We start from the raw sequence: 24,878 nt of genomic DNA on the forward strand, positions 1-24,878 counted from the left end.
GCCACGACAGAGCAGCGGTGAGGGACTTCGCGATCCCCGTACCCGCCGAACAACGCGAGATAGAACTGACCCAGGACGCCCAGCTCGCGTGGGCGCCAGACGGTTGATGGCCGGCGATCAGCACCAACGCCTCAGCCGTGCGGGTATCAGGGTTTGCAGACTGTGCCTGTCACCGGCCGCTTGAGTGCGGTCCTTGCTGGCGCCCTGCATCCGGAGGGCACTCCCCGAATATAGGCGGACCAGCGAAAAGCGGCCCGCCTTCGGCACATTTTGAAGAGGCTACTTCTCCTTCACAGGCACCAGCGCACCCAGTCCGTTCGCCGCCGGATCGGGCAGCGCGGAGCAGGTTCGTCCCGAACACACGATGGCATTGACGGTGTCGTAAGGCGCCACGCCGGTGGTGCGCAGGTCTTTGCGGGTGAGGATTTCGTCGCCGCCCGCGATCCGCGCCAGGGCATAAGCGATCGCCGCCGCGCCATTGGGACCGCCGGCGCCGGCGCCCGCGAGTTCGGCCGGATCGTCGGCTTGGCGGGCCGCGATGATCGGCGACAGGAAAGCCGAGGCCAGTCCCGCCGCGCTCGCCGACGGAGCCTTGGCCAGCGTCACGCCGGTGCCGCGCACCGTATGGCCCGAGCCGAACGGCCCGTTCATGGTCACGGCGCATGCCACCGCCTGTCCGCGCGCATCCATCGCGACAAAGCCGGTGGCACCGAGATCCTTCGGCAGTTCGGCGACGTGATAATCCTTGAGCGACTGCTGCATCGCCCACACCACCGCCGCCTGGATGTCCTTGGCGCCGACCGAGGTCGACTGGGCTTTGGCGAGATTGTCGAACAAGACGCCCGCGAACGCGCCCGAGCCGACCTTGTTGGACGGCAGGAAGACGTAATCGGAGCCGATCCGGGTCACGCGCGGCGTCGATATCTCCGCTTTGGTGGCGGCGAGATCCGCTTTGGCGATAGTGCCGCCTTCGCTGCCGCCGTAGGCCGCGATCTTGTCGGCCACGGCACCGCTATAGAACACGTCCGACCCGTTGATGCGGATCGCCGCCAGCGTGTCGGCGAGTTCGGGATTGAAGACCACCGTACCGGCAGCCTTCGGCTTGCCGGATTCGTCGAGGTAGAGCGCGGCAAGGCCCGCGTCCAAGCGGATCACATCGCCCGCCTCAGCGAGGCGGGTTGCCAGAGCTTTCGAGATCGGCACGCCGGTGCGCGCCTGGACTTCGGCCGGCGACACCACCTTCTGCCACGGCAGCGCGCCGTAAGACGCCTGCATCACGGCAAAGCCGCGAACATTGCCCGGCACCGCATAGGCTCCGGGCTGCGCCGCATCGCGGGCTTCGAAATCGAATTCCTGGGTCGTGTTCTTGGCCGGATCGTGCACGATGCAGATGCCGCCGCCGCCGAGGCCCGCCGCCACCGGATAAGTGACCGAAAGCGCGAAATACATCGCCGTCGCGGCATCGACCGCGTTGCCGCCCTGCCCCAGGATCGCGGCACCCGTTTTGACCGCGAACGGCTCGTCGCCCACGACCAAGGCACCGGCGGTTCCTTCGGTGCTGTTCAACCCTACAGTGCTGCCGATATCAAGCGAACAACCGGTCAGCAGGAGCATGCCGGTAAACCCGGCTAAAGCGCGAGAATACAACATGAAATGGCCGTAATCCTTGGCTGTTGTCGAATTCACTTGAGGCCCGCCCTCCGTTGACGCAAGCACGTCGCGAACCTACCGTCGTGGGCAGAAGAGGAGAGTTCAAGCTTTGGCAATTTGCAACCCTCTGCGCCGGCTCCAAGGACGCAAATTCGTATCGGATCGTGTCCGCCGCACGGCGGCGTTCGCGCTCGGTTTCTTCGGCGCTTTCTGGCTGCAGATCGGACCCGCATCCGCCCAGGGCATTTCCCTGTTGCAGGACACCGAGACCGAACGGCTGATCCGCTCCTACGAGGAGCCGATCCTGGGCGTGGCCGGCATCGATCCCAACGCGGTGAAGATGTACATCGTCGGCGATACGTCGCTGAACGCCTTCGTCGCCGAGGGCCAGAATATCTTCGTCAACACCGGCCTGTTCATTCAGCTCAAGAACCCCAACGAGCTGATCGGCGTGCTGGCGCACGAGACCGGCCATATGGCGGGCGGCCACCTTACCCGCGGCACCGATGCCATCGCCAAGGCCGAGATCCCGATGCTGCTGTCGATGGCGCTCGGTATCGGCGCGGCGATTGCCGGTGCCGGCGAAGCAGCCATGGTGCTGATGGGGGTGGGCCAAAGCGCCGCAGCGGCCCAGTTCTTCCAGTTCAGCCGCGTCCAGGAAGCCACCGCCGACCAGATGGGCCAGAAATACCTGCGCGCCATCCACCAGTCCGGCATGGGCATGGTCAACGTGTTCGAACGCATGGCCAATGAAGAAGCCATGATCGTCAAGAACCCCGAGCAGTTCGCGACCTCCCACCCGGCCAGCCGCGACCGCGTCGAGAACATGCGCCAGATCGCGGAGGCTTCGCCCTATCGCGACGTGCCCGACAGCCCGCAAGCCATTCACGCCTACGAAATGGTCAAGGCCAAGATCATCGGCTTCCAGTTGCCGGTGCAGGACGTGCTCTACCGCTATCCGGTGACCAACAAGAGCGCGCCGGCCCGCTACGCCCGCGCCATGGTCTATATGCGCCAACCGAACCTGAAGATGGCGCTGGAAGAGATCAACAGCCTGATCAAGGAAGAGCCCAAGAACCCGTTCTTCTACGAAGTGCTGGGCCAGATCTACGTCTCGATGAGTCAGCCGCTGAAGGGCATCGAGCCGTATCAAAAGAGCGTCAACCTGATGCCCGACGCTCCCGAGCTGCGCGTCGCCCTCGCCGCCGCGCAGATCGCTACCGGCCAGAAGACGTACGAGCAGAAAGCGATCGACAATCTCAAGATCGCAATGCAGCAGGACAGTGAAAGCCCGTTCGGCTGGTATCAGATGGCCCAGGCCTACAGCGATCTCGGCAACCCAGCCATGGCCGATCTGGCCACCGCCGAGCGCTATTACTCGGTCGGAGACTTGCGCAAATCCGCCGTCTTCGCCATGCGTTCGCGCCAGAAGCTGGCCAAAGGATCGCCCGATTGGGAACGGGCCAACGACATCATCGCGGTTGCAGTCTCCCAGATGAAACAGCAGCGCGGCAACTAAGGGGCTGAGAGACATGCAGGGAAGTATGAAGACCGCCATTCTGGGCGGCCTCATCGGGGCCGCCATTGCCGTGGCGGTGGTGGCCGGTGCCGTCGCGCTCCATATCGTGCCCACCGCAACGGACGCACGGCTGCAGTCCTATCTCCTCACCCACCCTAAGCTGGTGCTGCAGATGCAGGCGCTGGCCGAGGAGCAGCAGGCGGCGGAATCGCGCCAGCAGCAGATCGCCAAGATCCAGAAGCTCGGCATCAAGAAGTTCCTCGATCCCAAGGTCGCCTTCGTTACCGGGCCTGCAAACGCCAAGAACACCGTCATCGAGTTCTACGACTACAATTGCGGCCACTGCCGCAATACATCGGCGGCGGTGAAGGCGTTCATGGAGAAGCACAAGGCCGACACCCGCTTCGCCTTCATCGAATTCCCGATCTTCGGCGATGCCTCCACCACGGCCGCTCGCGCCTCGATCGCTGCGCACAAACAGGGCGACAAGTTCCTCGCCCTGCACTTCGGTCTGATGGCCGAAAGCGGCGCTGTCGATCAGGCCCTACTGCTGCAAGTGGCGCAGAAAGAGGGAATCGACGTGATGAAACTCGCCGCCGACCTCAACGCGCCGGATACCGACAAGACGCTGCTCGCAGGCTACCGTCTGGCCCGCGAACTGAATTTCAGCGGTACGCCGATGTTCATCGTCAATGGCCAGGTCCACGAAGGCGAGATCACCGAGGCCGATCTGAAGAAGCTGGTGAAGTAGAGCGAAAGAAAAAGGGGCCTGACGAACCGTCAAGCCCCTATTCCCTACTGCTGTTCGCCAATCGCCTAAATCAACCCCGCCAACGGGCTCGAAGGGTCGGCATAGCGCTTCTTAGGCATACGGCCAGCGAGATAAGCCAAGCGCCCCGCTTCCACCGCATGGCGCATGGCAGCGGCCATCATCACCGGATCCTTCGCTTCGGCGATGGCGGTATTCATCAGCACCGCATCGCATCCCAGTTCCATCGCCACCGCAGCATCCGACGCCGTGCCGACGCCGGCATCGACGATCACCGGCACCTTGGCCTCTTCGATGATCATGCGGATGCCGACCGGATTCTGCACGCCGAGGCCGGAACCGATCGGCGCCGCCAGCGGCATGATTGCGCAGGCGCCCATCTCCTCCAGCCGCTTGGCGATCAGAGGATCGTCGCTGCAATAGACCATCACCTGGAAGCCTTCCTTGATGAGGAGCTCCGTCGCCCGGATGGTCTCGATCATGTTGGGATAGAGCGTTTTCTTGTCGCCCAGGACTTCCAGCTTGACCAGCGTCCAGCCGCCGGCTTCGCGCGCAAGCCGCAGGGTGCGGATGGCGTCTTCGGCGGTAAAGCAGCCCGCCGTATTGGGCAGGTAGGTGTATTTCTTGGGATCGACGAAATCGACCAGCTTTTCGGACGAGTTGTCGGTGAGATTCACCCGGCGAACGGCGACCGTCACCATCTCCGCTCCGGCAGCCTCGGCCGCGGCGGCATTCTGCGCGTAGGACTTGTACTTCCCGGTGCCGATGATGAGTCGCGACTTGAACGTCCGACCGGCAATCACCAGTGGTTTGTCGACCGGCCGCGGCTCCGGTTCGGGCGCATTGCCGCCGCCGATGAAATGCACGATTTCCAGGCGATCGCCGTCAGCCACGGTAATATCCTTGTATTGCGACCGGGGTACGACCTCCAGGTTGCGTTCGACCGCTATCTTGGCCGGGTCCAGGCCCATTTGGGTGACCAGCTCGGTTAAATTGACCGAACCGTTCAGTTGGCGCGCTTCCCCGTTGATAGTCACTGTCAAAGCCATAAAGCCTGTCCCCGATTGGTGTTTGCGGAAGGAGGATTGCCCATTATAAGGCGAATCCGAACCCGTCACGGAGCCTTTCTTGTCCAAGGCGATATATGTCCTCAACGGCCCCAATCTCAACCTTCTCGGGACGAGGGAGCCAAACATTTATGGCCGCACCACGCTGGCGGACATCGGCGACATGACCGTCGCGGAAGCCAAGGCGCACGGATTTGACGTGGTTTTCCGCCAGTCCAATCACGAAGGCGAACTGGTGGAGTGGATCCAGGAGGCGCGGGAAGCGGCATCGGGCGTTATCATCAACGCCGGGGCCTATACCCATACCTCGGTGGCCATTCATGACGCGTTGCGGGCCCTCGCGATCCCGGTCGTCGAGGTGCATCTGTCCAATACCTTCAGCCGGGAAGAGTTCCGTCATCGCTCGCTTATCAGCCCTGTGGCCAAGGGCCTGATCGTCGGCTTCGGCGCGAACAGTTATGTGCTTGCTGTGGACGCGCTCGCGTCCCTGATCGAAGAGGCTGCGGAATGAACATGAAGGACGTCAAATCCATTGGAGCACGCATCCCCCTCGGGAAGGGAAATAAAATGCCGAGTATCGATTCTTCAGTAATCCGGGAATTGGCCGAGCTGCTTACAGAAACCGGTCTGACCGAAATCGAGGTCGAGCAAGGCGGCGCCCGCCTGCGCGTCGTGCGCCAGGTGATAAACTCCTATGTCAGCGAAGGGCCGATGCGCGCTGCTGCGACGCCGGGCGCGGCGTCGACTGGAGAGACCCCTGCCCCGGCCAAGCCGAAAGGCCCGCCCGCAGGCGCCGTGCCTTCGCCGATGGTCGGTACTGTCTATGTGGCGCCCGAGCCGGGCAAGCCGCCGTTCGTCAAGGTCGGCGACAAAGTCTCGGAAGGCGACACGCTGCTGATCGTGGAAGCGATGAAGACCATGAATCCGATCGTCTCTCCCAGAGCCGGCACGGTCACGGAAATCTGCGTCAACGATGCCGAGCCGGTCGAGTTCGGCCAAACCCTGCTCGTCATCGCCTGATGTTCGACAAGATCCTCATCGCCAATCGCGGCGAGATCGCGCTCCGCGTCATCCGCGCCTGCAAGGAGATGGGCATCGCCACGGTGGCGGTGCATTCCACCGCCGATGCCGAAGCCATGCATGTCCGCCTCGCCGACGAGAGCGTCTGCATCGGTCCGCCGCCGTCGGCCCAAAGCTACTTGAACATTCCGGCGATCATCGCGGCAGCCGAAATCACCGGCGCGCAGGCGATCCATCCCGGCTACGGCTTCCTGTCGGAAAACGCCCGCTTTGCCGAGATCGTCGAAGAACACAAGCTCACCTTCATCGGCCCGACGCCGGAACACATCCGCGTCATGGGCGACAAGATCGTCGCCAAGCAGACCGTCAAGGAAGCCGGTATTCCGACCGTTCCGGGTTCCGAGGGTGCCATCGAGAGCGAAGAACAAGCGCTGAAGATCGCCGCCGACATGGGCTATCCCGTGCTCATCAAGGCGACGGCGGGCGGCGGCGGCCGCGGCATGAAGGTGGCGACCAAGCCGGAAGAACTTTCCTTCGCCCTGTCGACGGCCAAGGCGGAAGCCAAGTCCGCATTCGGCAACGACGCGGTCTACATGGAGAAGTATCTCCAGACGCCGCGCCATATCGAGGTCCAGGTCCTGGCCGACAGCCAGCGTCATGTGGTGCATCTCGGCGTCCGCGATTGCTCGCTGCAGCGCCGTCACCAGAAGGTCTGGGAAGAAGCGGGCAGCCCGGCGCTCAACGACGCCCAGCGCGACGAGATCGGCGGCATCGTCACCCGCGCGCTCGAAAAGCTCGGCTATCTCGGCGCCGGTACCATCGAATTCCTTTACGAGGACGGGCATTTCTATTTCATCGAAATGAACACCCGCCTGCAGGTCGAACATCCGATCAGCGAAGCGATCACCGGCGTCGACGTGGTGCGCGAACAGATCCGCATCGCGGCGGGACTGCCGCTGTCGTTCGAGCAGAAGGACATCGTCTTCTCGGGTCACGCCATCGAGTGCCGCATCAACGCCGAGAACGCCTTCACCTTCCAGCCTTCGCCGGGGCTCATCAAACTGTTCCACGTGCCGGGCGGCCTGGGCGTGCGCTTCGATTCCCACGTCTATTCCGGCTATCGCATCCCGCCCTATTACGACAGCCTCGCCGGCAAACTGATCGTCCACGGCAAGACGCGCAACGAAGCCTTGATGCGCTTGCGCCGGGCACTCGACGAACTGGTGGTGGAAGGCATCGAAACGACCATCCCGCTGTTCCAGATGCTGGTGCGCGAACCCGACATCATCGACGGGAACTACAACATCCATTGGCTGGAGCACTTCCTGGCGAAGAAGGGCGTGTAAGGCCCTTTAAATGTGCCGAAGGCGGGCCGCTTTTCGCTGGTCCGCCTATATTCGGGGAGTGCCCTCCGGATGCAGGGCGCCAGCAAGGACCGCACTCAAGCGGCCGGTGACAGGCACAGTCTGCAAACCCTGATACCCGCACGGCTGAGGCGTTGGTGCTGATCGCCGGCCATCAACCGTCTGGCGCCCACGCGAGCTGGGCGTCCTGGGTCAGTTCTATCTCGCGTTGTTCGGCGGGTACGGGGATCGCGAAGTCCCTCACCGCTGCTCTGTCGTGACTCTCCATTGCATAATTGCAACACTATAGTTGCAAACAAACAACGAACAGTCAAGCGCGAAAATTCGAGGATTTCCGCGGCCTCGCCCTGGTGATGGCGTAGGTACAACTACTTATGTCCGCAGCTTTCACTGCCGACTCCGATACCTGACAGCGCTTCATTAAGACCGCCCACGTATTCTCCCTTACAGCTTTTCGGCGAGATTTCGATGGCGGGTGAGCGGCGTTCCAAGGCGGCAGGCGGGTTTGCCCTCCCCTTTGCGCTGACGGTAAGCCTGTTCGCGCTTTGGGGCCTCGGGCACTGGTGCTTCGAAGCCCTGATGCCGGAATTCGCCCGGAACTTCCGGTTGAGTAGCAACGCCCTCGCCGCGACGCAGAGCATCTACAGCATCGTCTATTTCGTCGGGGCGATTCCGGCGGCGCTGTTTGCGCGGCGGATCGGCGGCAAGATCGCCATCCTGGTGGGACTGGGCGCCATCGGCATCGGCTCATTCCTGTTTTATCCCGCCGCCCACACCCTGAATTACATGTATTTCCTCGCTGCCGTGACCATCATGGCCTGTGGCTGGGTAGCGCTCGAAATCGTGGCCAATCCGCTGGCGGCGAAACTCGGACCGCCCGAAACGTTCGTTTGGCGGCTGAACCTGGCGCAGTCGTTCTATCCGATCGGAGCCTTGGCCGGCATGGCGATCGCCGCCTGGCTGGTCACCCGCCACGAGGCTTTGCCGGACCAGGCACATGCCGCTGCGATTGCCCATCCCTATATCGTGCTGGGTGTGGGCGTGCTGCTGCTGGCCTATCTGTTCGAAGAAGTGCGCTTTCCGCATATGGCCGACGACCGCGTCAAAGGCGGGAGCCTCATCGCCGTCGGCAAACTGTTGCGGGCCCCTAAATTCCTTTTCGCGCTCGCCGCCCAGGCTTTGAGCGTGATCGCCTTGGTGAGCATCTGGTCGCCCGAAGTGCGCGCCCTGGTCGACGTCTTGCCCGGCCGCCCGGCGGGCCTGCTCGGCAGCAGTCTGGCCTGGATGCTGGTCGCGCTCGGTGTCGGACGGTTCGCCGGCACGGCCCTGATGCGCACCATCGCACCATCCACCGTGATGGCGGGCTTCTCGCTCGGCGGTATTCTTTGCGCCCTGATTGCTGCCGTTTCGAGCGGCCCGATGGCTGCCATCGCCGTGCTGGCGGCGAGTTTCTTCATCTCCATCACGTGGCCGACGATCCTGGGGCTGGCGATCCGCAACGCCGGCACCAGCATGAAACCGGCAACCGCGCTGATCTGCATGGCGGGCGCCGCAGGCGGCATGCTGCATCAGTTCATCCGCGTCGCCTTGCCGTTCCCGACAGCGCAACTCGCCATGCTGCTGCCCGCGATCTGCTTCGCGGCAATCGCCGCGTTCGCGTACGTCAACCGCGACAAGCCGCTTAGTCCCGCGGACGAGACGCTTTCCGGCGACGACGACGCCTGAGCAGTATCACCACGATACCGAAAACAAGCACCGGCGCCGCGACGCGCAGGAGTGCGGCAAAGAACTTGGCTCTGGCGACAGGCTCGGTCAGCAACGACGGATCGGCGAGAACGGGGGTGATGTCGGAGACGCTCCGAAGCGCACCGCAGATGAGCGCCGCCAAAATCGCCAGCGCGAACACCACGACGACGGTCATGAACCAGCGCCGGTGGGCATGGTAATTGGGTGGCTGATAATCCTCGCCAATGTAGCGATCCGTGGGATCGTGCGCCGAAACGCGGCGGTGACCAGCCGGAAAGACCATCGTCCTCTCCCTCCCTAAGGCGATCACACGCTCCGATTGAGGAAATGTTGTGGCAACGATAACGCGCTTGAGAGGTGAAATTTTCTGTCGGGGGCCCTAAGCTTCTGCCATGCACGCGCCCAAGATTACTCCGGAGATCGTGCTTCGCGCTTACGCCGAAGGACTGTTTCCTATGGCCGAGCGGCGCGACGATCCCGACCTGTTCTGGGTCTCGCCCGACCAGCGGGGCGTCTTTCCGCTTGAGACTTTCCATGTCGCGAAACGGCTCGCCCGCACCGTGCGCTCGGACCGGTTCACCGTTACGGTCGATACCGAATTCCGCGATGTGATGCTGGCGTGCGCGGCGCCCGCCGATGGGCGCGAAGACACCTGGATCAACGACGAAATCCTGCGCCTCTATACGGCGCTGCACGCCAGCGGCCATGCGCACTCCGTCGAAACGCGGCTGAACGGCGAACTGGTCGGCGGGCTCTACGGCGTGACGTTGGGCGGCGCCTTCTTCGGCGAGAGCATGTTTTCGCGCGTGACCGACGCCTCCAAGGTTGCCCTCGTCCATCTGGTGGCGCGGCTGAAGGCGGGCGGCTTCCGCCTGCTCGATGCCCAGTTCCTGACGGCGCACCTCGCCAGCCTCGGAGCGATCGAAATTCCGCGGGCGCGCTATCTCGCCAAGCTCAATCAGGCGATCACGACCAAGGCCTTCTGGCCGACAAACTCCCCGGCCGGCGAACCGCTTGGCGCCTGGCCCGGCACCTTCGTGATGCAGATCATCCAGCAGGCATAGGCGGAGTCTGAGGCCGCCAGCCCCCGCGGCAGAAATTCATAGCACTATACCTTGCATAGCACGTCATAGTGCATTATATCTCCGCGCATGGACATCGCACCCTGGCAAGCTCAATTGCGCAAAGGCGCGGCCGAACTGGTGGTTCTCGCCATCGTCGGCCGCAAGGAATGCTACGGCCTGCAAATTCTCGAGCAGGCCAATGCGGCGGGCGACATCGTCTCCGACGGCGCGCTCTATCCCTTGCTCAACCGCCTGGAAAAGGACGGCAAGCTGGCGTCGCGCTGGGTGACCGACGACGCCGCCCATCCGCGCAAGTATTACCAGTTGACCGCCGAAGGCACCGAAACGCTCGGCGCCATGAAATCCGCCTGGGTCTCGTTTCGCATCGCCATGCGCGATGTGGTGGAGAAGACTTCATGACAAATCCCCTCGCCGCCTATCTCGCCACGCTCGAACGCGCCTTGCGCAGCCTGCCGGCCGAGGAGCGCGCCTCGATCATCGCCGAGATCCGCAGCCATATCGAAGACAGCATGGCGGCCAGCGGCAAACCCATCGAGGACGTACTCGACAGTCTCGGCGATCCGCTCGAACTCGCCAGCGCCTATCTCGATCAGCGCAAGCTCGAGGACGCCGTGGTCCGCTCGGCGCACGGAACCCTGCTGATCGCGATTCTGGAACAGGCCGGACGCAGCCTCGTGGCGGCCTTGCTCGGCTTCTTCGCCCTCTTCTTCTATCTCTGCATGGTCGCGTTCGCCGCCATGGCGGTGCTGAAGCCGATCATCCCGCAACTGGTCGGCCTCTGGTGGGGCCCGCACATCTTCGCCTTCGCGATCCTCGAGAAAGCGCCGACCGGTGGTCAGGAGTTGCTCGGTTACGCGATCATCCCGGTCGCCATCGTACTGGGCGTCGGATCGTTCCTCGCCGGACGCGCCCTCACCCGCGTCGGCGGACGGCTGCTGCTGCGCAAAACGCAAGTGCTCGGCTGAGTCTACTGGCCGGCGTCTTCCGGCAGAGTCGGCATGGCCTCGTTGGCGCCGGCGTTGGGCGACACCACTTTGACCGGCGCCTGCGCCACGGCGGTCGGAACCTGCCCGGATGCGCAACTGATCACCCAAACGTCGTAGAGCGGGTGCTGCAGCGAATTGAGACCCGGCGACGAGGCATACATCCAGCCCGAGAAGGCGCGCGTATGGCTCTGGTCGGGACGGTCGTCGTCGATCTGGAGGAAGGCGCTGGTTTCCGGCGTTTCGCTCGGCGGCGTCGAATAGCAGGTGCGCGCCGTGATGGTCAGAGTGGCGAACTTCACCGGCTTGTTCAGCCGCGCCGCCAGCACGATCGCCTTGCCGGTGATCTTGTCGAGCGCCTTGATCTGAAGCACGGCGTCCTTGGGCGGCGCAATCGGTGCGGACACCGGCGCGGCCATCGCATCCGCGGGCGCGGCGGCATCGGGTGCAGGCGTTGCCGGTGCAGCCGGCGCCGTAGCCGCCGGAGCGGCGGGCTGTGCGGCGGGCGCCGTATCGGTCTGGGCGAGCGCCGCGGTCACCGCGACCGCCGCTACGCCTACCGCCAGAAACGCTAGCTTCTTCATATCCCTCGCCTCACGGCGTTGCAGGTGCCGGCGCCGATTTGCTGTCCGAGCTGTTCACGAACTTGTTGAGCAGCCCCATCATGTCGATAGCGCCTTGCGCATTCTTGATCTCGCCATTGGGCGGCAGCATGGCATCCGAGCCGCCGGGCTGGATCGAGACATAGGAACTGCCGAGCAGGCCCGCCGAGGTGACCATCACCGACGAATCGTCGGGGATCTTGACGCTGGGCTGCAGGTCCATGTGGACCGCGACGCGGTAGTCCTTGGGATCGAGGGTCAGCGCCTTGACGGTGCCGACCTTCACGCCCGCCAGTTTGACGTCGGTGCCGACGGCGATTCCATCCACGCGGGGCATCTTGGCCGTCAGCTCGTAGCCGCCCATGTTCGCCGAACCCGTCGTGCGATAGGTGAAGACGACAAAAACGACTGCAATAAGGATGACGGCGGCCCCGATCAGGGTTTCGACGGTGTCGTTATGCATTGGGACTCCAGGATTCATAATCGCCGGTAGCCGGTGCACGAACCCCACCCCGCACCAAGCTGCCTTTGGGATGATACGCGCCTTCCGTGCCGCTCAGATTGGGCAAAAAGTCCTGCTCCCATGATTTCTTCGTCATGTCGGCGGCCGGAGGGGTGTCGACGGTATGGTGCATCCAAAGATGCCATTCGGCGGGGACCCGCGAGCCCTCGACGGTGCCGTTGTAGAGCACCCAGCGGCGTTTGCCGTCGGCGGTCTGATAATAGCGGTTGCCGAACGAATCCGTCCCCACCGGCACGCCCTTGCGGGCCGTATAAAGCAGCGTTCCGTAGGTGGCGTGGTTCCACCAGCCGAACACCATCTTCATGTAAGTCCAGACCGACGCCATGGGGGACCTTTAGCCGTAAGATTCGCGCGGAATATATGGGCAGATTCCGGTCCGGTCCAAAGAATCCGGGAAAAATCGCCGCAATAGTTTTACGACGGTCCCGCGACGGACGCGCGACTATCCACAGCCCACCCACAGTCCGGGGCCGGCCTGTGCGTTACGGTGAAGAAAAAATTTTCTGACGATTTCCTGAACCCCGCTTGACTCGCGGCTTTTTCGAAGCGGCCTATCCTACAAGATGTGGTAGTCGCGCTCTCGTTTACCACTTCGTCCTTGCCTGTCCGCGGGGACATGTCCAATACTTCGCCCCTGTCGCCGCTCGCGACACCAAATCTGGCGGAACGAACCACTAATCGCCGCCGGGGCATGAGCCGTACAAGCTGCAGCCCCGCGGAAGGAAAAGTGTCCCCTGAACGGTTCCCGAGCAGTGACGTTTTGGATCAGACTTCTGACTGTTGGGGCTTAGGGATATGCGTATTCGGCGTCATTACACGGAAGAGGGGAAATCCCCCTACGACGGCATCAATTTCCGCCGCGGAACGTCCGAAATCCGCAATCCGGACGGCTCGATCGTCTTCCGTCAGACCGACATCGAAGTGCCCGAGAGCTGGAGCCAGGTCGCGTGCGACGTGCTGGCACAGAAGTACTTCCGCAAGGCCGGCGTGCCGCTGGCCACCAAGCCGGTGCCGGAAGAAGGCGTGCCGGAATGGCTGTGGAAGAAGACCGCCGATTCTGCCGAAACCCGCGGCGAGAATTCGTGCAAGGAAGTCTTCGACCGCATGGCCGGCACCTGGACCTACTGGGGCTGGAAGGGCAACTATTTCGACAGCGAAGAAGACGCCCACGCGTTCCACGACGAACTCTGCGCCATGCTGGCCCATCAGGTCGCGGCGCCGAACAGCCCGCAATGGTTCAACACCGGCCTGCACTGGGCCTACGGCATCGACGGCCCGAGCCAGGGCCACTTCTTCGTCAACCCGCATACCGGCCGGGTCGAGCGCTCGCGCACGGCTTATGAGCATCCGCAACCGCACGCCTGCTTTATCCAGTCGGTGCAGGACGATCTCGTCAACGACGGCGGGATCATGGACCTGTGGACCCGCGAAGCCCGCCTGTTCAAATACGGCTCGGGCACCGGCACGAACTTCTCCGCCCTCAGGAGCGAGAACGAAAAGCTGTCGGGCGGCGGCAAGTCCAGCGGCTTGATGAGCTTCCTCAAGATCGGCGACCGCGCTGCCGGTGCGATAAAGTCTGGTGGCACCACCCGCCGCGCCGCCAAGATGGTCATCGTCGATGTCGATCACCCCGACATCGAAGCCTTCATCGATTGGAAGGTGGTGGAAGAGCAGAAGGTCGCCGCCATGGTGGCCGGCTCCAAGCTGGCCGAAAAGCACCTCAAGCTGGTCATGAAGGCCTGCGTGATGTGCCACGGCTCGGGCGACGACTGCTTCGATCCCAAGAAGAACCCGGCGCTGCGCCGCGAGGTCAAGGCCGCCCGCAAGTCGATGATCCCCGACAACCTGATCGAGCGCGTCATCGCGTTCGCCAAGCAGGGCTTCAAGGACATCGACTTCAAGACCTACGACACCGACTGGGATTCGGAAGCCTATCTGTCGGTCTCGGGCCAGAACTCCAACAACTCGGTGCGCGTCACCGACGAGTTCCTGCACGCCGTCTTGAACGACGAAGACTGGTACCTCACCGCCCGCCGCGACGGCCATGTCGTGAAGACGGTCAAGGCGCGCGAACTGTGGGACAAGATCTCCTACGCCGCGTGGGCCTGCGCCGATCCGGGCATCCAGTTCCACACCACCATCAACGACTGGCACACCTGCCCCGCCGGCGGTGAAATCCGCGCCTCGAACCCGTGCTCCGAGTACATGTTCCTCGACGACACGGCCTGCAATCTGGCGTCGATGAACCTGATGACGTTCCAGAAGACCGTCGACGGCAAGAAGGTGTTCGACGTTCCGGCATTCCAGCACGCGGTCAAGCTGTGGACCATCGTGCTCGAAATCTCGGTGATGATGGCGCAGTTCCCGTCGAAGGAAATCGCCCAGCGCTCCTACGACTACCGCACCCTCGGGCTCGGCTTCGCCAACATCGGCGGCTACCTGATGAGCGCCGGCATTCCCTACGACAGCCGCGAAGGACGCGCGATTTCCGGTTCGATCGCCGCGCTGATGACCGGCGTGTCGTATCTGACCAGCGCCCAGATGGCGAGCGAACTGGGACCGTTCCCGGAATACCGCGTCAACGCCGATGCGATGCTGCGCGTCATCCGCAATCACCGCCGCGCCGCGTATGGCGAGACCAACGGCTATGAAGCCCTGTCGATCCACCCGGTTCCGCTCGACCTGCCGGCGATCCAGCAGCACGACCTCGCCCGCGCCGCCAAGCAGGCGTGGGACGATGCCCTCGTGGTCGGCGAGGAGTTCGGTTTCCGCAACGCCCAGGCGACCGTTCTGGCGCCGACCGGCACCATCGGCCTCGTCATGGATTGCGACACCACCGGCGTCGAACCCGACTTCGCGCTGGTGAAGTTCAAGAAGCTCGCGGGCGGCGGCTATTTCAAGATCATCAACCGCTGCGTTCCGGAAGCCCTCAAGACCCTCGGCTATGGCGAAAAGCAGATCGACGACATCGTCGCGTATGCGGTCGGCCACGGCACGCTGGAAGGCTACACCGGCGCCCTCAACATCGACGCCCTCAAGGCCAAGGGCTTCGGCGACGAAGAACTCGGCAAGATCGATGCGGCGCTGGAATCGGCGTTCGACATCCGCTTCGTCTTCAACAAGTGGACGCTGGGCGAAGAGTTCTGCACCGGCACGCTGAAGATCGCGGCCGCGGACCTGATGTCGCCCGAGTTCGACATCATGAAACATCTCGGCTTCTCCAAGGCCGACGTCGATGCCGCCAACCTGTTCGTCTGCGGCGCGATGACCCTCGAAGGCGCCCCGCACCTCAAGGCCGAGCATCTTCCGGTTTTCGATTGCGCCAATCCGTGCGGCCGCATCGGCAAGCGTTCGCTGTCGGTCGAAGCGCACATCAAGATGATGGCGGCGGTGCAGCCCTTCATTTCGGGCGCCATCTCCAAGACCATCAACATGCACAACACCGCGTCGGTACGCGAATGCGGCGACGCCTACATCACGAGCTGGAAGCTCGGCCTCAAGGCCAACGCGCTCTATCGCGACGGCTCCAAGCTGAGCCAGCCGCTGGCGACCACGGTGTTCGATTTCGACGACGACGAGGACGAAGTCGAAGAACTCACCGCCGCGCCGGTTGCCCAGCGCACCGCGGTGGTGGCCGAGCGCGTGGTCGAGAAGATCGTCGAGAAGGTGATCCGCGACCGTGAACGCGAGACCCTGCCCGCCCGCCGCAAGGGCTATACCCAGAAGGCAGTGGTCGGCGGTCACAAGGTCTACCTCAGAACCGGCGAATACGAAGACGGCCGGCCGGGCGAAATCTTCATCGACATGCACAAGGAAGGCGCCGCCTTCCGCTCGCTGATGAACAACTTCGCCATCGCGATCTCGATCGCGCTGCAGTACGGCGTGCCGCTGGAAGAATTCGTCGACGCCTTCACCTTCACGCGGTTCGAGCCGGCCGGCATCGTCATCGGCAACGACTCAATCAAGAACGCGACCAGCGTTCTCGACTACATCTTCCGCGAACTGGCCGTGTCGTATCTCGGCCGCAACGACCTCGCCCACGTCCCGCCGCATCACGACGAGGATCTCGGCGGCGGCGCCGCGGAAAACCAGAAGACGACAGTCAACCGCACGACCTCGATCGGCTACATCCGCGGCAACGTCCATCGCATGGCGGTGGTGCGCGGCAATGCGGCGCCGAAGATGCTGATCGAAGAACACGTCCATGTTCACGAGCACGAACACGAGGACTTTCCCGAAGCCGAAGCCGGCTCCGTCGATCTGACCGAGATCGCGACATCGATCGAAGCCTCGATCGCGGAAGCGGCCAACGAAACGGGCAACCCGGTCGGCTACACCGTGGCGGAGCTGCAGTCGAAACTGCAACACAACGACGTGGCCAACCGCCGTCTCGAAGCCAAGATGAAGGGCTACGAAGGTGACGCGTGCGGCACCTGCGGGAACTTCACCCTGGTGCGCAACGGCACCTGCATGAAGTGCAACACCTGCGGCTCGACCAGCGGCTGTAGCTGAGAAATAGAATAGTGTTTTGGCGGCGCACCATCATCGGTGCGCCGTCAGTATATAAGGGAACAAAACGAGATCGCTAGACACATACTTGAGGAGTGTGCATGCGAAGAGAAACAGCCCCAACTCGGTTTCTGGATTTTGTCATGGGTAACGCGCAATACCGTCTCGTTCTTGAAGAGAAGCGCGTCACAAAAAAAGTCCTCAATGAACCATCGTCGAGGCCCGTAACTGCTGCAAGGTTATGTAAGGATACCGACGGGTCATGGGAGGTCATCATGGATGGGGAAGAGCATGTTTTCCATGACTGTGACTGGCACGAAATTCTGGAATACGTGCGGGAGCAGATCCTTTTTCCCCGACATGGCCGGGCTTGACACGGCCATCCAGTGCCTACCTCACACCGACGCTAGTCCAGATTTTGCCACCGCCTGGATTACCGCCTCAAGGGCGGCAATGACGAATTGGAGATAGTCGATGAGACATACCTCCGAGCATGAGGGGGATGAACGCAAACGACACGAACAAGACGAACGCTGCATCCTCTGCGAAGCGATCATCGAAGTGAGTGACCACGAGGTTTATTTCGCCACCGGCTACTGCCGGTACTGCACCGAAGTTCTGGAGGACGAGACGTCCTCCGCGGAGAAATAGGAAGGGCCGGAGCGATCCGGCCCTTTTCGTTTGCAGGGACTTCTTCCGCAGCCGCGAACCCGATCCGCCAAGCGAAGCCGAACAGCAACCGCCGGTACTGCATCGAAGCTCTGGCGGACGAGGCATCCGCCGCAGAGTAATAAAAAAGGGCCGGATCGCTCCGGCCCTTTTTCCTTTGCAGGGAATGCCTAATGTGCGGGGAAACGCGTATCAGGCCTTCTTCCAACGCCGCCGCAGCGAGCCCAGCCCGGCCAGACCGGCACCGAACAGCATCAGCGTCGCCGGTTCGGGAATTGGAGGATTCTGCGGCGGGTTGTAGACCGACACCGTGTTGGTCACGTTGGCGATCGTACCGCGATCCTTCAGTTTTTCGGCAATGGTAAGATCGGTGATCCCAGCGCCGAACGTGGTGCCGGTGATGCTGCCCGCCTGCAGCGTGGCGCCGTTTTTGACCATATGGATCGGCGTGTCGCTTGCGGGGTTCGTGGCCTTGTCGAGGACCGAAGCGCCGCCGACCGTCTGGTCGAAGTCGGCGTCAAGCCCGGTGATGATGGTGCCGAGCGGCGCGCCGGTCGCAATGGCGAGCTCGTAGCTCCAGTGGTAGGTCGTGCCGTTGTGCCAGGTCGACCCGAAGCTCAACTGGATGTGGTCGATACCGCCCACCATGTTGGTGTTGAAGAACAGCACCGTCGTGGCGGGAAGCGTCGAGATGGCGAAATTCCCGTAGACCACGTTGTCGACTTGGAAACAGGCGCCGGCCGTCACCGACGCCTTCGTCACCATCCCGCTCGACCCCAAATTCGTCGTCGTGGAACACGTCGGCGAAGCGAAAGCTCCCGATGCCATTCCGGCGGCCACGACGCCCGCCCATAAAACTTTGCTCCAGCCCATATCGCGCTCCAAAAAAAGACTTCTCGGGAGTCACGGTTAGCAAGCCTGATGCCAAGGCCTAAGTTACTGATATGGCGTCATTTTCCATTACTGGAATGGTAACATTGTAAACCACTGTGACAATCTTCGGACGCGGCATGGGAACTGCAACAACACCGACGCATGTGTCACGCCGGAACAGAGATGAAAGCCCTCGCCCTCGCCGCCCTGATGTTCGCCGCTCCTGCCGCAGCGGCACCCGGCGATTGCCCCAACTGCACGCTGACGGGCAAGGACTTCTCCAACCAGTGCCTGCAATCCGCCAATTTCCAGGGCGCGAACTTCGACGACGCCAAGCTCGTGCTGGCCTGTCTCAGTCACGCCAATCTGAAGAGCGCCTCGTTGCGCCGCGCCGACCTGTCGGGCGCCAACCTGTTCGAAGCCACGCTCGACGCCGCCGATTTCAGCGGCGCGGTGCTCAGCTCCACCTCATTGAAGGACGCCGATCTCTCCCGCGCGAAGGGCTTGACCCAAGCCCAGCTCGACACCGCCTGCGGCGACGCCAAGACGCGCCTGCCGGCCGGACTGAGCGTGAAGATGTGCCAATGAATTCCAGTGGAATTGACGCTCCACTGTAATAGTGCCTCCAACTAGGCGTAGCCCCGAGAGCCGGACACTGTCGGGGCTATTTTTTTGACCTGCGGAACAGCAATCTTTTTGCACACGGAGACGCGGAAAAAGTGCGCCTCTTTCCTCCCCCGCGGAGCTGAGAACAATAAACCGCACACGGACGAAATAGCGGGGGAGGTGCCGAACGGAAGTGAGGCGGAGGGGGGACTGTTGCAGCGGAGGAGCGATTCCCCCCTCCGTCGCTTTCAGCGACACCTCCCCCGCTATACCACCGGCGTGCAGTTCAGCGAACCGGATCCGCGGGGGAGGAAAGTTGACTGTCTATTCCGCCGCTTGATACTTCAGCACCGGCTTGCGCGAGGCAGCGGTTTCGTCGAGGCGACGGCGCGGGGCCAAGCGCGGGGCGCCTTCGAAGCGCTCCGTCTTGCCCGCCTTCACCTCTTCGGCCATGCCGCGCAGCACCGCGATGAAGCGGTCGAGGCTTTCCTTGCTCTCGGATTCCGTCGGCTCGATCAGCATGGCGCCGTGCACGACCAGCGGGAAATACATGGTCATGGGATGGTAGCCCTCGTCGATCATCGCCTTGGCGAAGTCGAGCGTGGTGACGCCGGTGTCGTGCAGCCAGGTGTCGTCGAACAAGGCTTCGTGCATGCACGGGCCTTCGAACGGCGCACTCATCACGTCCTTGAGCGAAGCGAGCACGTAGTTCGCCGCCAGCACCGCATCTTCCGACGCCTGCCGGATGCCGTTGCCGCCATGGCTCAGCATGTAGCTGAGCGCCCGCACGAACATGCCCATCTGGCCGTGGAACGCCGCCATACGGCCGAACGGCTTGTAGCCTTCCGGCGCCGAATCGCGATCCTCGATCAGACGGATGCCGCCCTTCTCGAGCACCAACAGCGGCAGCGGCGCGAATGGGCGCAAACGCTCCGACAGCACCACCGGACCCGCACCCGGACCGCCGCCGCCGTGCGGCGTGGAGAAGGTCTTGTGCAGGTTGATGTGCATGGCATCGACGCCGAGGTCACCCGGCTTCACGCGTCCGGCGATGGCGTTGAAATTGGCGCCGTCGGCATAGAAGTACGCGCCGGCCTCGTGGATCAGCTTGGCGATCTCGACGATATCGCGTTCGAACAGACCGCAGGTGTTCGGATTGGTCAGCATGAACGCGGCGACGTCGGGGCCGATCTTCGACCGCAGCGAGTCCATGTCGACCCGCCCCTCGGGCGTGGCTTTCACTTCGTCGACCGTGAAGCCGGCGAACGCGGCGGTGGCGGGATTGGTGCCGTGCGCCGATTCCGGGATCAGCACGCGCGTGCGCTTCTCGCCCTTGGCTTCGATGGCGGCACGGATCGTGAGGATGCCGCACAACTCGCCGTGTGCGCCCGCTTTCGGCGACATGGTCACAGCCGGCATGCCGGTCATGGTCGTCAGCCAGCGCGCCAGTTCGCTCATCAGCGCCAGCGCACCCTGCGCGGCCGATTGCGGCGCCAAGGGATGCAGATCGGCAAAGCCGGGAAGCCGCGCCAGCTTCTCGTTGAGACGCGGATTATGCTTCATGGTGCACGAGCCGAGCGGATAAAGCCCGGCGTCGATCGAATAGTTGTTGCGCGACAGGCGCACGTAATGGCGCACCACTTCCGGCTCGGAAAGGCCCGGCAAACCGATCTTGCCCTTGCGGCGAAGTCCGCCGAGATGGGTGTCGCCGACTTTCACGTCGGGAAAATCGACGCCGCATTTGCCGTCGCGGCCGAGTTCGAAGATCAGCGGTTCTTCGTGATCGAGACCGCGGTCGCCGGAAATGGTCGGCAGCGCAGAGGCTTCCGCGGTACCGGGCTGCGAGGGACGTCCCTGAGAATTGAGAGCCATTAGAGAACCTCCTCCAGCGCTTTCACGAACGCGGCAATGTCTTCGTCGGTGTTGGTTTCGGTGGCGGCGACGATCAGGAGATCATCGGCGTAGCCGAGCCGCGAGGCGGGAACGCCCGCCAGAACGCCCTTCATCGCCAACTCTTCGACCACCTCGGCCGCCGAGCGCGGCAGCTTGATGGTGAATTCGTTGAAGAAGGCCGGCGTGATGACCGAAACGCCGGGAATGGCGTTCAGCTTGTCGGCCAGTTCCACCGCGCGCGAATGGTTGATCGCGGCGAGTTTGGTGAAGCCCTCTTCGCCGAGCAGCGACAGATGGATCGAGAACGCCAGCGCGCAGAGGCCGGAATTGGTGCAGATGTTGCTGGTCGCCTTGTCGCGGCGGATGTGCTGCTCGCGGGTGGAAAGCGTCAGCACGAAGCCGCGGCGGCCGTCGGCATCGACCGTCTGTCCGGCGAGACGGCCGGGCATCTGGCGGATGAACTTCTCGCGCACCGCAAACAGGCCGACATACGGCCCGCCGAAATTGAGCCCGTTGCCGAGCGACTGGCCTTCGGCGACGACGATGTCGGCGCCCTGCTCGCCCGGCGGCGTGATGAGGCCGAGCGAAACCACTTCCGTCACCACGACGACCAGCAGCGCGCCCTTGGCGTGCGCGGCATCGGCGAGCGGCTTCAGATCGCGGATGAGGCCGAACACGTCGGGGCTCTGCACCACGACGCAGGCGGTCTGATCGTCGATCAGCGGCAGCAGGTCTTCGGCGCGTCCCGGCGAGGCCATCGCGCGCTTGATGACGCCGTGCAGGTTGGCGACGGTCTCGACGGTCTCGATGTACTGCTTGTGCAGGCCGCCGGACAGGATCGCCTTCGGCCGCTTGGTGACGCGCATCGCCATCAGCACCGCCTCGGCGGTGGCGGTCGAGCCGTCGTAAAGCGACGCGTTGGCGACTTCCATGCCGGTCAGCGCCGCGACCTGGGTCTGGAATTCGAACAGCGCCTGCAGCGTGCCTTGGGAAATTTCCGGCTGGTACGGCGTGTAGGAGGTGAGGAATTCGGAACGCTGGATCAGATGATCCACCGTCGCCGGAACGTGGTGCTTGTAGGCTCCCGCACCGCAGAAGAACGGGACGTCGGAGGCGGCGACGTTGCGGGCGGCGAAGCGGGAAAGGATGCGCTCGACCTCGATTTCGCCCTTGGCGTCGGGAAGATCGAACGCCTCGCGCGGCGCCTGCGCCGATTTCGGCACATCGCGGAACAAGGCATCGACGTCCTTGACGCCGATCTTGGCGAGCATGGCGGCACGATCGTCCGCGGTCAGAGGTAGGTAGCGCATCGTTTCACCCAATTGTCATGGCCCGCCGGCGCGGGCCATTCAGGCCGTATGGACGTGGCGGACCGGTCTTAGAGACCCGCCACGAATTCCTTGTACTTGTCTTCGGTCATGAGCTGCGAAAGCTCGGCCTTGTCGGCGATCTTGATCTTGAAGAACCAGCCGTCGCCTTCCGGCGCCGCGTTCACCTTGGCCGGATCGCCGGACAGGTCTTCGTTGGCCGCCGTGACGGTGCCGCCGACCGGGGCGTAGACTTCGCTCGCCGCCTTGACGCTTTCGACCACCGCCGCTTCGTCGCCCTTCTTCAGGACCTTGCCGGCCGACGGGGTCTCGACGAACACGACGTCGCCGAGCTGCTCGGTGGCGTGGCCGGTGATGCCGACGGTGCCTTCGTCACCCTCGACGCGGATCCATTCGTGCTGGTCCGTGTAATAGGTCGTCATTTGCCTGCTCCTCGTTTGTAGCGGTGGGGGACGAACGGCATCGGGGCGATGCGCGCCGGAAGCGCCTTGCCGCGGACCAGAAGGTCGACCTCGGTACCGTCGGCGGCGAATGGGGTTTCGACATAGCCCATGGCGATGGGCGCATTGAGCGACGGGCCGAAGCCGCCGCTGGTGATCTTGCCGATGACGCGGCCGTCCTTGGCAGCAATCTCGGTGCCGTCGCGCGCGGGGGCGCGGCCGTCGGGACGAACGCCGACGCGCTTCTTTTCGGTGCCATTGAGCACGCGCGCCATGATCTTTTCCGCCGCCGGGAAGCCGAGCTCGGTCTTGCGCCGCTTGCCGATGGCCCAGACCAGATCGGCTTCCGCCGGATCGGTGGTCTCGTCGATGTCATGGCCATAGAGGCAAAGCCCGGCTTCGAGCCGCAGACTGTCGCGGGCGCCAAGCCCGATCGGCAGCACGTCGGGATCGGCGAGGATCGCGCGCGCCAGTTTCTCGGCGTCGGCCGCAGAAACCGAAATCTCGAACCCGTCTTCGCCGGTGTAGCCGGTGCGGCCGACAATGGCCTCGACGCCCGCCACGGTGGCGCGGGTCACGCGCATGAAGTTGAGGAAATCGATGCCGGGCGACAGCTTGTCGAGCACCTTGCCCGCGAGCGGACCTTGCAGCGCCAACAGCGCACGATCGGGACGCGGGATCAGCGTCAACTCGCCGTCCAGCTTCTTGGCGATGTAGGCGAAGTCGCTCTCTTTCATCGATGCGTTGACGACGAGATAGAGATCGGCCTCATCCGCCAGCTTGGTCAGCATGAAATCGTCTTTGACGCCGCCCTGGTCGTTGAGCAGCAGGCCGTAGCGCTGCATGCCCTCCTTCAGGCCGACGAAATCGGACGGGCAGACTTTTTCCATCGCACGCGCCGGATCGGGACCGCGCAGGAAGGCTTGTCCCATGTGCGAGACGTCGAACAAGCCGGCTTTCTCGCGGGTATGCAGATGTTCTTTGATGATCCCGGTGGGATATTGCACCGGCATTTCGTAGCCGGCGAACGGTACGATTTTGGCGCCCAGCTCGACATGCAGGTCGTAGAGCGGCGTGCGCTGGAGTTTTTCGGCGGTCGTTTCCATAGTCCGAATCCTTCGAGATGGCGCGCCCGCTTCCGCGAGACCCGCGCCCCCTCTGTCATCGGACCTGAGAGATTTCCCCCTCCTGCACAACGGCGGTGGAGAGGTTACCCCTTCGGTGGGGGCCGCTTTCGCGAACCCTCTTTCCAGAAGTTCATCACCCGTCGCGGTCCTTTTGCCTGAGAGTTTCCGGGGCGGTTGCTCCTTCGGCCTTCGTCTTCGACTACGGCCCGACACGTCGGCCTTCGCCAAAAACTCACGTCTCCCGCGGGGGATCGTGTGCTGTCCGCACGGACGCGCCTCACGGCGGGCCCGGACGTCAAAAGCCATTCTAGGTGCAGGAGTTTGAGAGTCAACGCGACCCCGGAACCGTATCCCGCCGCACCCGACTTATCCCCGCTTTCCGGGGATTTTCGGCCCAAGCCATGGCGCATCCGCCGCACCGCAGCGGCGATGGCAGGACGTTGTGATTCCTTCCCGCTTTTACGACGCCAGCGGCAACCTCATCGGTTCCTGGTCGTCATCGATGGTGACGCGCGGCAGGCCTTCGCCTCGGAAATACACCAGATCCTCGACATCGGCATCGTAATGGGCCGCCACCACGATCTGCGACACCGTCTCGCCGTCGAGCGAGAACGGTATCAGGAGACGATCGAACGAAATTTCGACATCACCCGGCCAAATCAGCCGCGAGCGGCACATCACTGGCGCCCGCGTGGTAACGACGCGATCATATTGCGCCCGCAACGCATCGAGTTTGTCGGTGCGCAGCTCGTACTCGCTCAACCAGCGACCGGTGAAGTCCTCGCCGTAGAGGGCCTGCCAGAAAATCCCGAACGTACGGAAGTAAAAATCGGGCACGGCGTGATGAACGTCGAGTTCGTACAGGCGGCCAATCAGCCAGGATACGTCTGCCAGACTGAAATCCTGCTGGCGCGGCAAGACGCGCCCCTCACTCAAAAGCTCGCAATGATTGGCGAACTCGAGAAAATCGAGCGGCATAGTCTCGGGATGTAGGGCGTCGAATCGCATCTGCGTCACCTCTCGGGACACAACTCCGAATTACGACCCAGCTCGGACATGCTTTATCTCATACTGCGCACGCAAGCCGAAGCGAAAATCGCAGTCA

At 63.3% G+C, this 24,878-nt stretch carries 24 protein-coding genes and 1 riboswitch; of the genes, 12 read left to right on the plus strand and 12 right to left on the minus strand.

Features of this window, described 5'->3' with window-relative positions:
• Positions 1–279: 279 nt before the first annotated feature.
• Complete coding sequence (locus tag FHS84_RS05050) at positions 280–1,686, minus strand: gamma-glutamyltransferase (protein WP_166931139.1); 1,407 nt, start codon at positions 1,684–1,686, stop codon at positions 280–282.
• A gap of 73 nt (positions 1,687–1,759) precedes the next feature.
• Between FHS84_RS05050 and FHS84_RS05055 the strand changes: the two genes are divergently transcribed.
• Positions 1,760–3,169 (plus strand): M48 family metalloprotease, encoded by a 1,410-nt coding sequence (locus FHS84_RS05055; protein WP_166931142.1) that lies wholly within the window; start codon positions 1,760–1,762, stop codon positions 3,167–3,169.
• Positions 3,170–3,194: 25 nt separating this feature from the next.
• Entirely contained in the window at positions 3,195–3,920 is a 726-nt protein-coding gene (locus FHS84_RS05060; protein ID WP_166931145.1) for a DsbA family protein, read from the plus strand.
• 65 nt (positions 3,921–3,985) lie between these two features.
• Here FHS84_RS05060 and thiS read toward each other — a convergent pair whose 3' ends face one another.
• On the minus strand, positions 3,986–4,987 hold the full coding sequence (thiS, locus tag FHS84_RS05065; RefSeq protein ID WP_166931148.1) for a sulfur carrier protein ThiS: 1,002 nt from the start codon (positions 4,985–4,987) through the stop codon (positions 3,986–3,988).
• Positions 4,988–5,066: 79 nt separating this feature from the next.
• Here thiS and aroQ point away from each other — a divergent pair, with 79 nt between their 5' ends.
• The 4 genes from aroQ to FHS84_RS05085 all read left to right on the plus strand — a co-directional run bounded on the left by aroQ (position 5,067) and on the right by FHS84_RS05085 (position 9,114).
• Positions 5,067–5,516, plus strand: coding sequence for a type II 3-dehydroquinate dehydratase (gene aroQ / locus FHS84_RS05070; RefSeq protein ID WP_166931151.1), 450 nt, complete (start codon positions 5,067–5,069; stop codon positions 5,514–5,516).
• Between the two features lie 56 nt (positions 5,517–5,572).
• A complete protein-coding gene (gene accB / locus FHS84_RS05075; RefSeq protein WP_166931154.1) occupies positions 5,573–6,025 on the plus strand; it encodes an acetyl-CoA carboxylase biotin carboxyl carrier protein in 453 nt (150 codons plus the stop codon).
• Positions 6,025–7,371 carry an acetyl-CoA carboxylase biotin carboxylase subunit gene (gene accC / locus FHS84_RS05080; protein WP_166931157.1) on the plus strand — a complete coding sequence of 449 codons (1,347 nt, stop codon included), beginning with the start codon at positions 6,025–6,027 and terminating at the stop codon, positions 7,369–7,371. The genes accB and accC overlap by 1 nt, the downstream gene beginning before the upstream one ends.
• Positions 7,372–7,857: 486 nt before the next feature.
• Positions 7,858–9,114: an MFS transporter gene (locus tag FHS84_RS05085; protein ID WP_166931160.1), complete on the plus strand. Its 1,257-nt coding sequence runs from the start codon at positions 7,858–7,860 to the stop codon at positions 9,112–9,114.
• On the opposite strand, the gene FHS84_RS05090 is transcribed toward FHS84_RS05085, so the two are convergent.
• Positions 9,071–9,418 carry a hypothetical protein gene (locus FHS84_RS05090; protein ID WP_166931163.1) on the minus strand — a complete coding sequence of 116 codons (348 nt, stop codon included), beginning with the start codon at positions 9,416–9,418 and terminating at the stop codon, positions 9,071–9,073. The genes FHS84_RS05085 and FHS84_RS05090 overlap by 44 nt on opposite strands.
• Before the next feature lie 109 nt (positions 9,419–9,527).
• On the opposite strand from FHS84_RS05090, the gene aat reads away from it, so the two are divergent.
• The 3 genes from aat to FHS84_RS05105 all read left to right on the plus strand — a co-directional run bounded on the left by aat (position 9,528) and on the right by FHS84_RS05105 (position 11,185).
• Entirely contained in the window at positions 9,528–10,199 is a 672-nt protein-coding gene (gene aat / locus FHS84_RS05095; RefSeq protein ID WP_166931166.1) for a leucyl/phenylalanyl-tRNA--protein transferase, read from the plus strand.
• Positions 10,200–10,286: 87 nt separating this feature from the next.
• A complete protein-coding gene (locus tag FHS84_RS05100) occupies positions 10,287–10,619 on the plus strand; it encodes a PadR family transcriptional regulator (RefSeq protein ID WP_166931169.1) in 333 nt (110 codons plus the stop codon).
• Positions 10,616–11,185, plus strand: coding sequence for a DUF1700 domain-containing protein (locus FHS84_RS05105; protein WP_166931172.1), 570 nt, complete (start codon positions 10,616–10,618; stop codon positions 11,183–11,185). Before FHS84_RS05100 ends, FHS84_RS05105 begins: the two co-directional genes overlap by 4 nt.
• 2 nt (positions 11,186–11,187) lie before the next feature.
• Here the strand turns inward: FHS84_RS05105 and FHS84_RS05110 are convergent, their stop codons facing one another.
• The 3 genes from FHS84_RS05110 to FHS84_RS05120 are packed head-to-tail and all read right to left on the minus strand — an operon-like array spanning position 11,188 to position 12,653.
• Complete coding sequence (locus FHS84_RS05110) at positions 11,188–11,787, minus strand: DUF2155 domain-containing protein (RefSeq protein WP_166931175.1); 600 nt, start codon at positions 11,785–11,787, stop codon at positions 11,188–11,190.
• 10 nt (positions 11,788–11,797) lie between these two features.
• Positions 11,798–12,268 (minus strand): outer membrane lipid asymmetry maintenance protein MlaD, encoded by a 471-nt coding sequence (gene mlaD, locus FHS84_RS05115; protein WP_166931178.1) that lies wholly within the window; start codon positions 12,266–12,268, stop codon positions 11,798–11,800.
• Complete coding sequence (locus tag FHS84_RS05120) at positions 12,261–12,653, minus strand: NADH:ubiquinone oxidoreductase subunit NDUFA12 (protein WP_166931181.1); 393 nt, start codon at positions 12,651–12,653, stop codon at positions 12,261–12,263. The genes mlaD and FHS84_RS05120 overlap by 8 nt, the downstream gene beginning before the upstream one ends.
• Positions 12,654–13,123: 470 nt before the next feature.
• On the opposite strand from FHS84_RS05120, the gene FHS84_RS05125 reads away from it, so the two are divergent.
• Together FHS84_RS05125 and FHS84_RS05130 are read left to right on the plus strand one after the other, a co-directional pair.
• On the plus strand, positions 13,124–16,840 hold the full coding sequence (locus FHS84_RS05125; RefSeq protein ID WP_166931184.1) for a vitamin B12-dependent ribonucleotide reductase: 3,717 nt from the start codon (positions 13,124–13,126) through the stop codon (positions 16,838–16,840).
• 471 nt (positions 16,841–17,311) lie between these two features.
• Positions 17,312–17,488, plus strand: a complete 177-nt coding sequence (locus FHS84_RS05130; protein WP_166931187.1) for a hypothetical protein — start codon at positions 17,312–17,314, stop codon at positions 17,486–17,488.
• 210 nt (positions 17,489–17,698) lie between these two features.
• Here FHS84_RS05130 and FHS84_RS05135 read toward each other — a convergent pair whose 3' ends face one another.
• A complete protein-coding gene (locus FHS84_RS05135; RefSeq protein ID WP_166931190.1) occupies positions 17,699–18,271 on the minus strand; it encodes a PEP-CTERM sorting domain-containing protein in 573 nt (190 codons plus the stop codon).
• A gap of 291 nt (positions 18,272–18,562) precedes the next feature.
• On the opposite strand from FHS84_RS05135, the gene FHS84_RS05140 reads away from it, so the two are divergent.
• Positions 18,563–18,967, plus strand: a complete 405-nt coding sequence (locus FHS84_RS05140; RefSeq protein WP_166931193.1) for a pentapeptide repeat-containing protein — start codon at positions 18,563–18,565, stop codon at positions 18,965–18,967.
• Between the two features lie 342 nt (positions 18,968–19,309).
• Here FHS84_RS05140 and gcvPB read toward each other — a convergent pair whose 3' ends face one another.
• The 5 genes from gcvPB to FHS84_RS05165 all read right to left on the minus strand — a co-directional run bounded on the left by gcvPB (position 19,310) and on the right by FHS84_RS05165 (position 24,781).
• The gene (gcvPB, locus tag FHS84_RS05145; RefSeq protein WP_166931196.1) at positions 19,310–20,857 is read right to left on the minus strand and encodes an aminomethyl-transferring glycine dehydrogenase subunit GcvPB; all 1,548 of its coding nucleotides are present in this window, start codon (positions 20,855–20,857) and stop codon (positions 19,310–19,312) included.
• Positions 20,857–22,188 carry an aminomethyl-transferring glycine dehydrogenase subunit GcvPA gene (gene gcvPA / locus FHS84_RS05150; RefSeq protein ID WP_166931199.1) on the minus strand — a complete coding sequence of 444 codons (1,332 nt, stop codon included), beginning with the start codon at positions 22,186–22,188 and terminating at the stop codon, positions 20,857–20,859. The genes gcvPB and gcvPA overlap by 1 nt, the downstream gene beginning before the upstream one ends.
• Positions 22,189–22,256: 68 nt before the next feature.
• Entirely contained in the window at positions 22,257–22,628 is a 372-nt protein-coding gene (gene gcvH, locus FHS84_RS05155) for a glycine cleavage system protein GcvH (RefSeq protein WP_166931202.1), read from the minus strand.
• On the minus strand, positions 22,625–23,752 hold the full coding sequence (gene gcvT / locus FHS84_RS05160) for a glycine cleavage system aminomethyltransferase GcvT (RefSeq protein WP_166931205.1): 1,128 nt from the start codon (positions 23,750–23,752) through the stop codon (positions 22,625–22,627). The genes gcvH and gcvT overlap by 4 nt, the downstream gene beginning before the upstream one ends.
• 42 nt (positions 23,753–23,794) lie before the next feature.
• Positions 23,795–23,909: riboswitch (glycine riboswitch) on the minus strand.
• Positions 23,910–24,232: 323 nt separating this feature from the next.
• On the minus strand, positions 24,233–24,781 hold the full coding sequence (locus FHS84_RS05165; RefSeq protein ID WP_166931208.1) for a PAS domain-containing protein: 549 nt from the start codon (positions 24,779–24,781) through the stop codon (positions 24,233–24,235).
• Positions 24,782–24,878: the final 97 nt, after the last annotated feature.

The sequence above is a fragment of the Rhizomicrobium electricum genome (genome assembly GCF_011762045.1).
GTDB classification, from domain to species: domain Bacteria; phylum Pseudomonadota; class Alphaproteobacteria; order Micropepsales; family Micropepsaceae; genus Rhizomicrobium; species Rhizomicrobium electricum.

Bases quoted from the DNA above. Each gene is read 5' to 3' on its own strand.
- FHS84_RS05060 (WP_166931145.1), top strand. From the start codon at position 3,195: ATGAAGACCGCCATTCTGGGCGGCCTCATCGGGGCCGCCATTGCCGTG.
- thiS (WP_166931148.1), bottom strand. From the start codon at position 4,987: ATGGCTTTGACAGTGACTATCAACGGGGAAGCGCGCCAACTGAACGGT.
- accB (WP_166931154.1), top strand. From the start codon at position 5,573: ATGCCGAGTATCGATTCTTCAGTAATCCGGGAATTGGCCGAGCTGCTT.
- accC (WP_166931157.1), top strand. From the start codon at position 6,025: ATGTTCGACAAGATCCTCATCGCCAATCGCGGCGAGATCGCGCTCCGC.
- FHS84_RS05085 (WP_166931160.1), top strand. From the start codon at position 7,858: ATGGCGGGTGAGCGGCGTTCCAAGGCGGCAGGCGGGTTTGCCCTCCCC.
- FHS84_RS05090 (WP_166931163.1), bottom strand. From the start codon at position 9,418: ATGGTCTTTCCGGCTGGTCACCGCCGCGTTTCGGCGCACGATCCCACG.
- aat (WP_166931166.1), top strand. From the start codon at position 9,528: ATGCACGCGCCCAAGATTACTCCGGAGATCGTGCTTCGCGCTTACGCC.
- FHS84_RS05100 (WP_166931169.1), top strand. From the start codon at position 10,287: ATGGACATCGCACCCTGGCAAGCTCAATTGCGCAAAGGCGCGGCCGAA.
- FHS84_RS05105 (WP_166931172.1), top strand. From the start codon at position 10,616: ATGACAAATCCCCTCGCCGCCTATCTCGCCACGCTCGAACGCGCCTTG.
- FHS84_RS05110 (WP_166931175.1), bottom strand. From the start codon at position 11,787: ATGAAGAAGCTAGCGTTTCTGGCGGTAGGCGTAGCGGCGGTCGCGGTG.
- mlaD (WP_166931178.1), bottom strand. From the start codon at position 12,268: ATGCATAACGACACCGTCGAAACCCTGATCGGGGCCGCCGTCATCCTT.
- FHS84_RS05120 (WP_166931181.1), bottom strand. From the start codon at position 12,653: ATGGCGTCGGTCTGGACTTACATGAAGATGGTGTTCGGCTGGTGGAAC.
- FHS84_RS05125 (WP_166931184.1), top strand. From the start codon at position 13,124: ATGCGTATTCGGCGTCATTACACGGAAGAGGGGAAATCCCCCTACGAC.
- FHS84_RS05130 (WP_166931187.1), top strand. From the start codon at position 17,312: ATGAGACATACCTCCGAGCATGAGGGGGATGAACGCAAACGACACGAA.
- FHS84_RS05135 (WP_166931190.1), bottom strand. From the start codon at position 18,271: ATGGTGACGAAGGCGTCGGTGACGGCCGGCGCCTGTTTCCAAGTCGAC.
- FHS84_RS05140 (WP_166931193.1), top strand. From the start codon at position 18,563: ATGAAAGCCCTCGCCCTCGCCGCCCTGATGTTCGCCGCTCCTGCCGCA.
- gcvPB (WP_166931196.1), bottom strand. From the start codon at position 20,857: ATGGCTCTCAATTCTCAGGGACGTCCCTCGCAGCCCGGTACCGCGGAA.
- gcvPA (WP_166931199.1), bottom strand. From the start codon at position 22,188: ATGCGCTACCTACCTCTGACCGCGGACGATCGTGCCGCCATGCTCGCC.
- gcvH (WP_166931202.1), bottom strand. From the start codon at position 22,628: ATGACGACCTATTACACGGACCAGCACGAATGGATCCGCGTCGAGGGT.
- gcvT (WP_166931205.1), bottom strand. From the start codon at position 23,752: ATGGAAACGACCGCCGAAAAACTCCAGCGCACGCCGCTCTACGACCTG.
- FHS84_RS05165 (WP_166931208.1), bottom strand. From the start codon at position 24,781: ATGCGATTCGACGCCCTACATCCCGAGACTATGCCGCTCGATTTTCTC.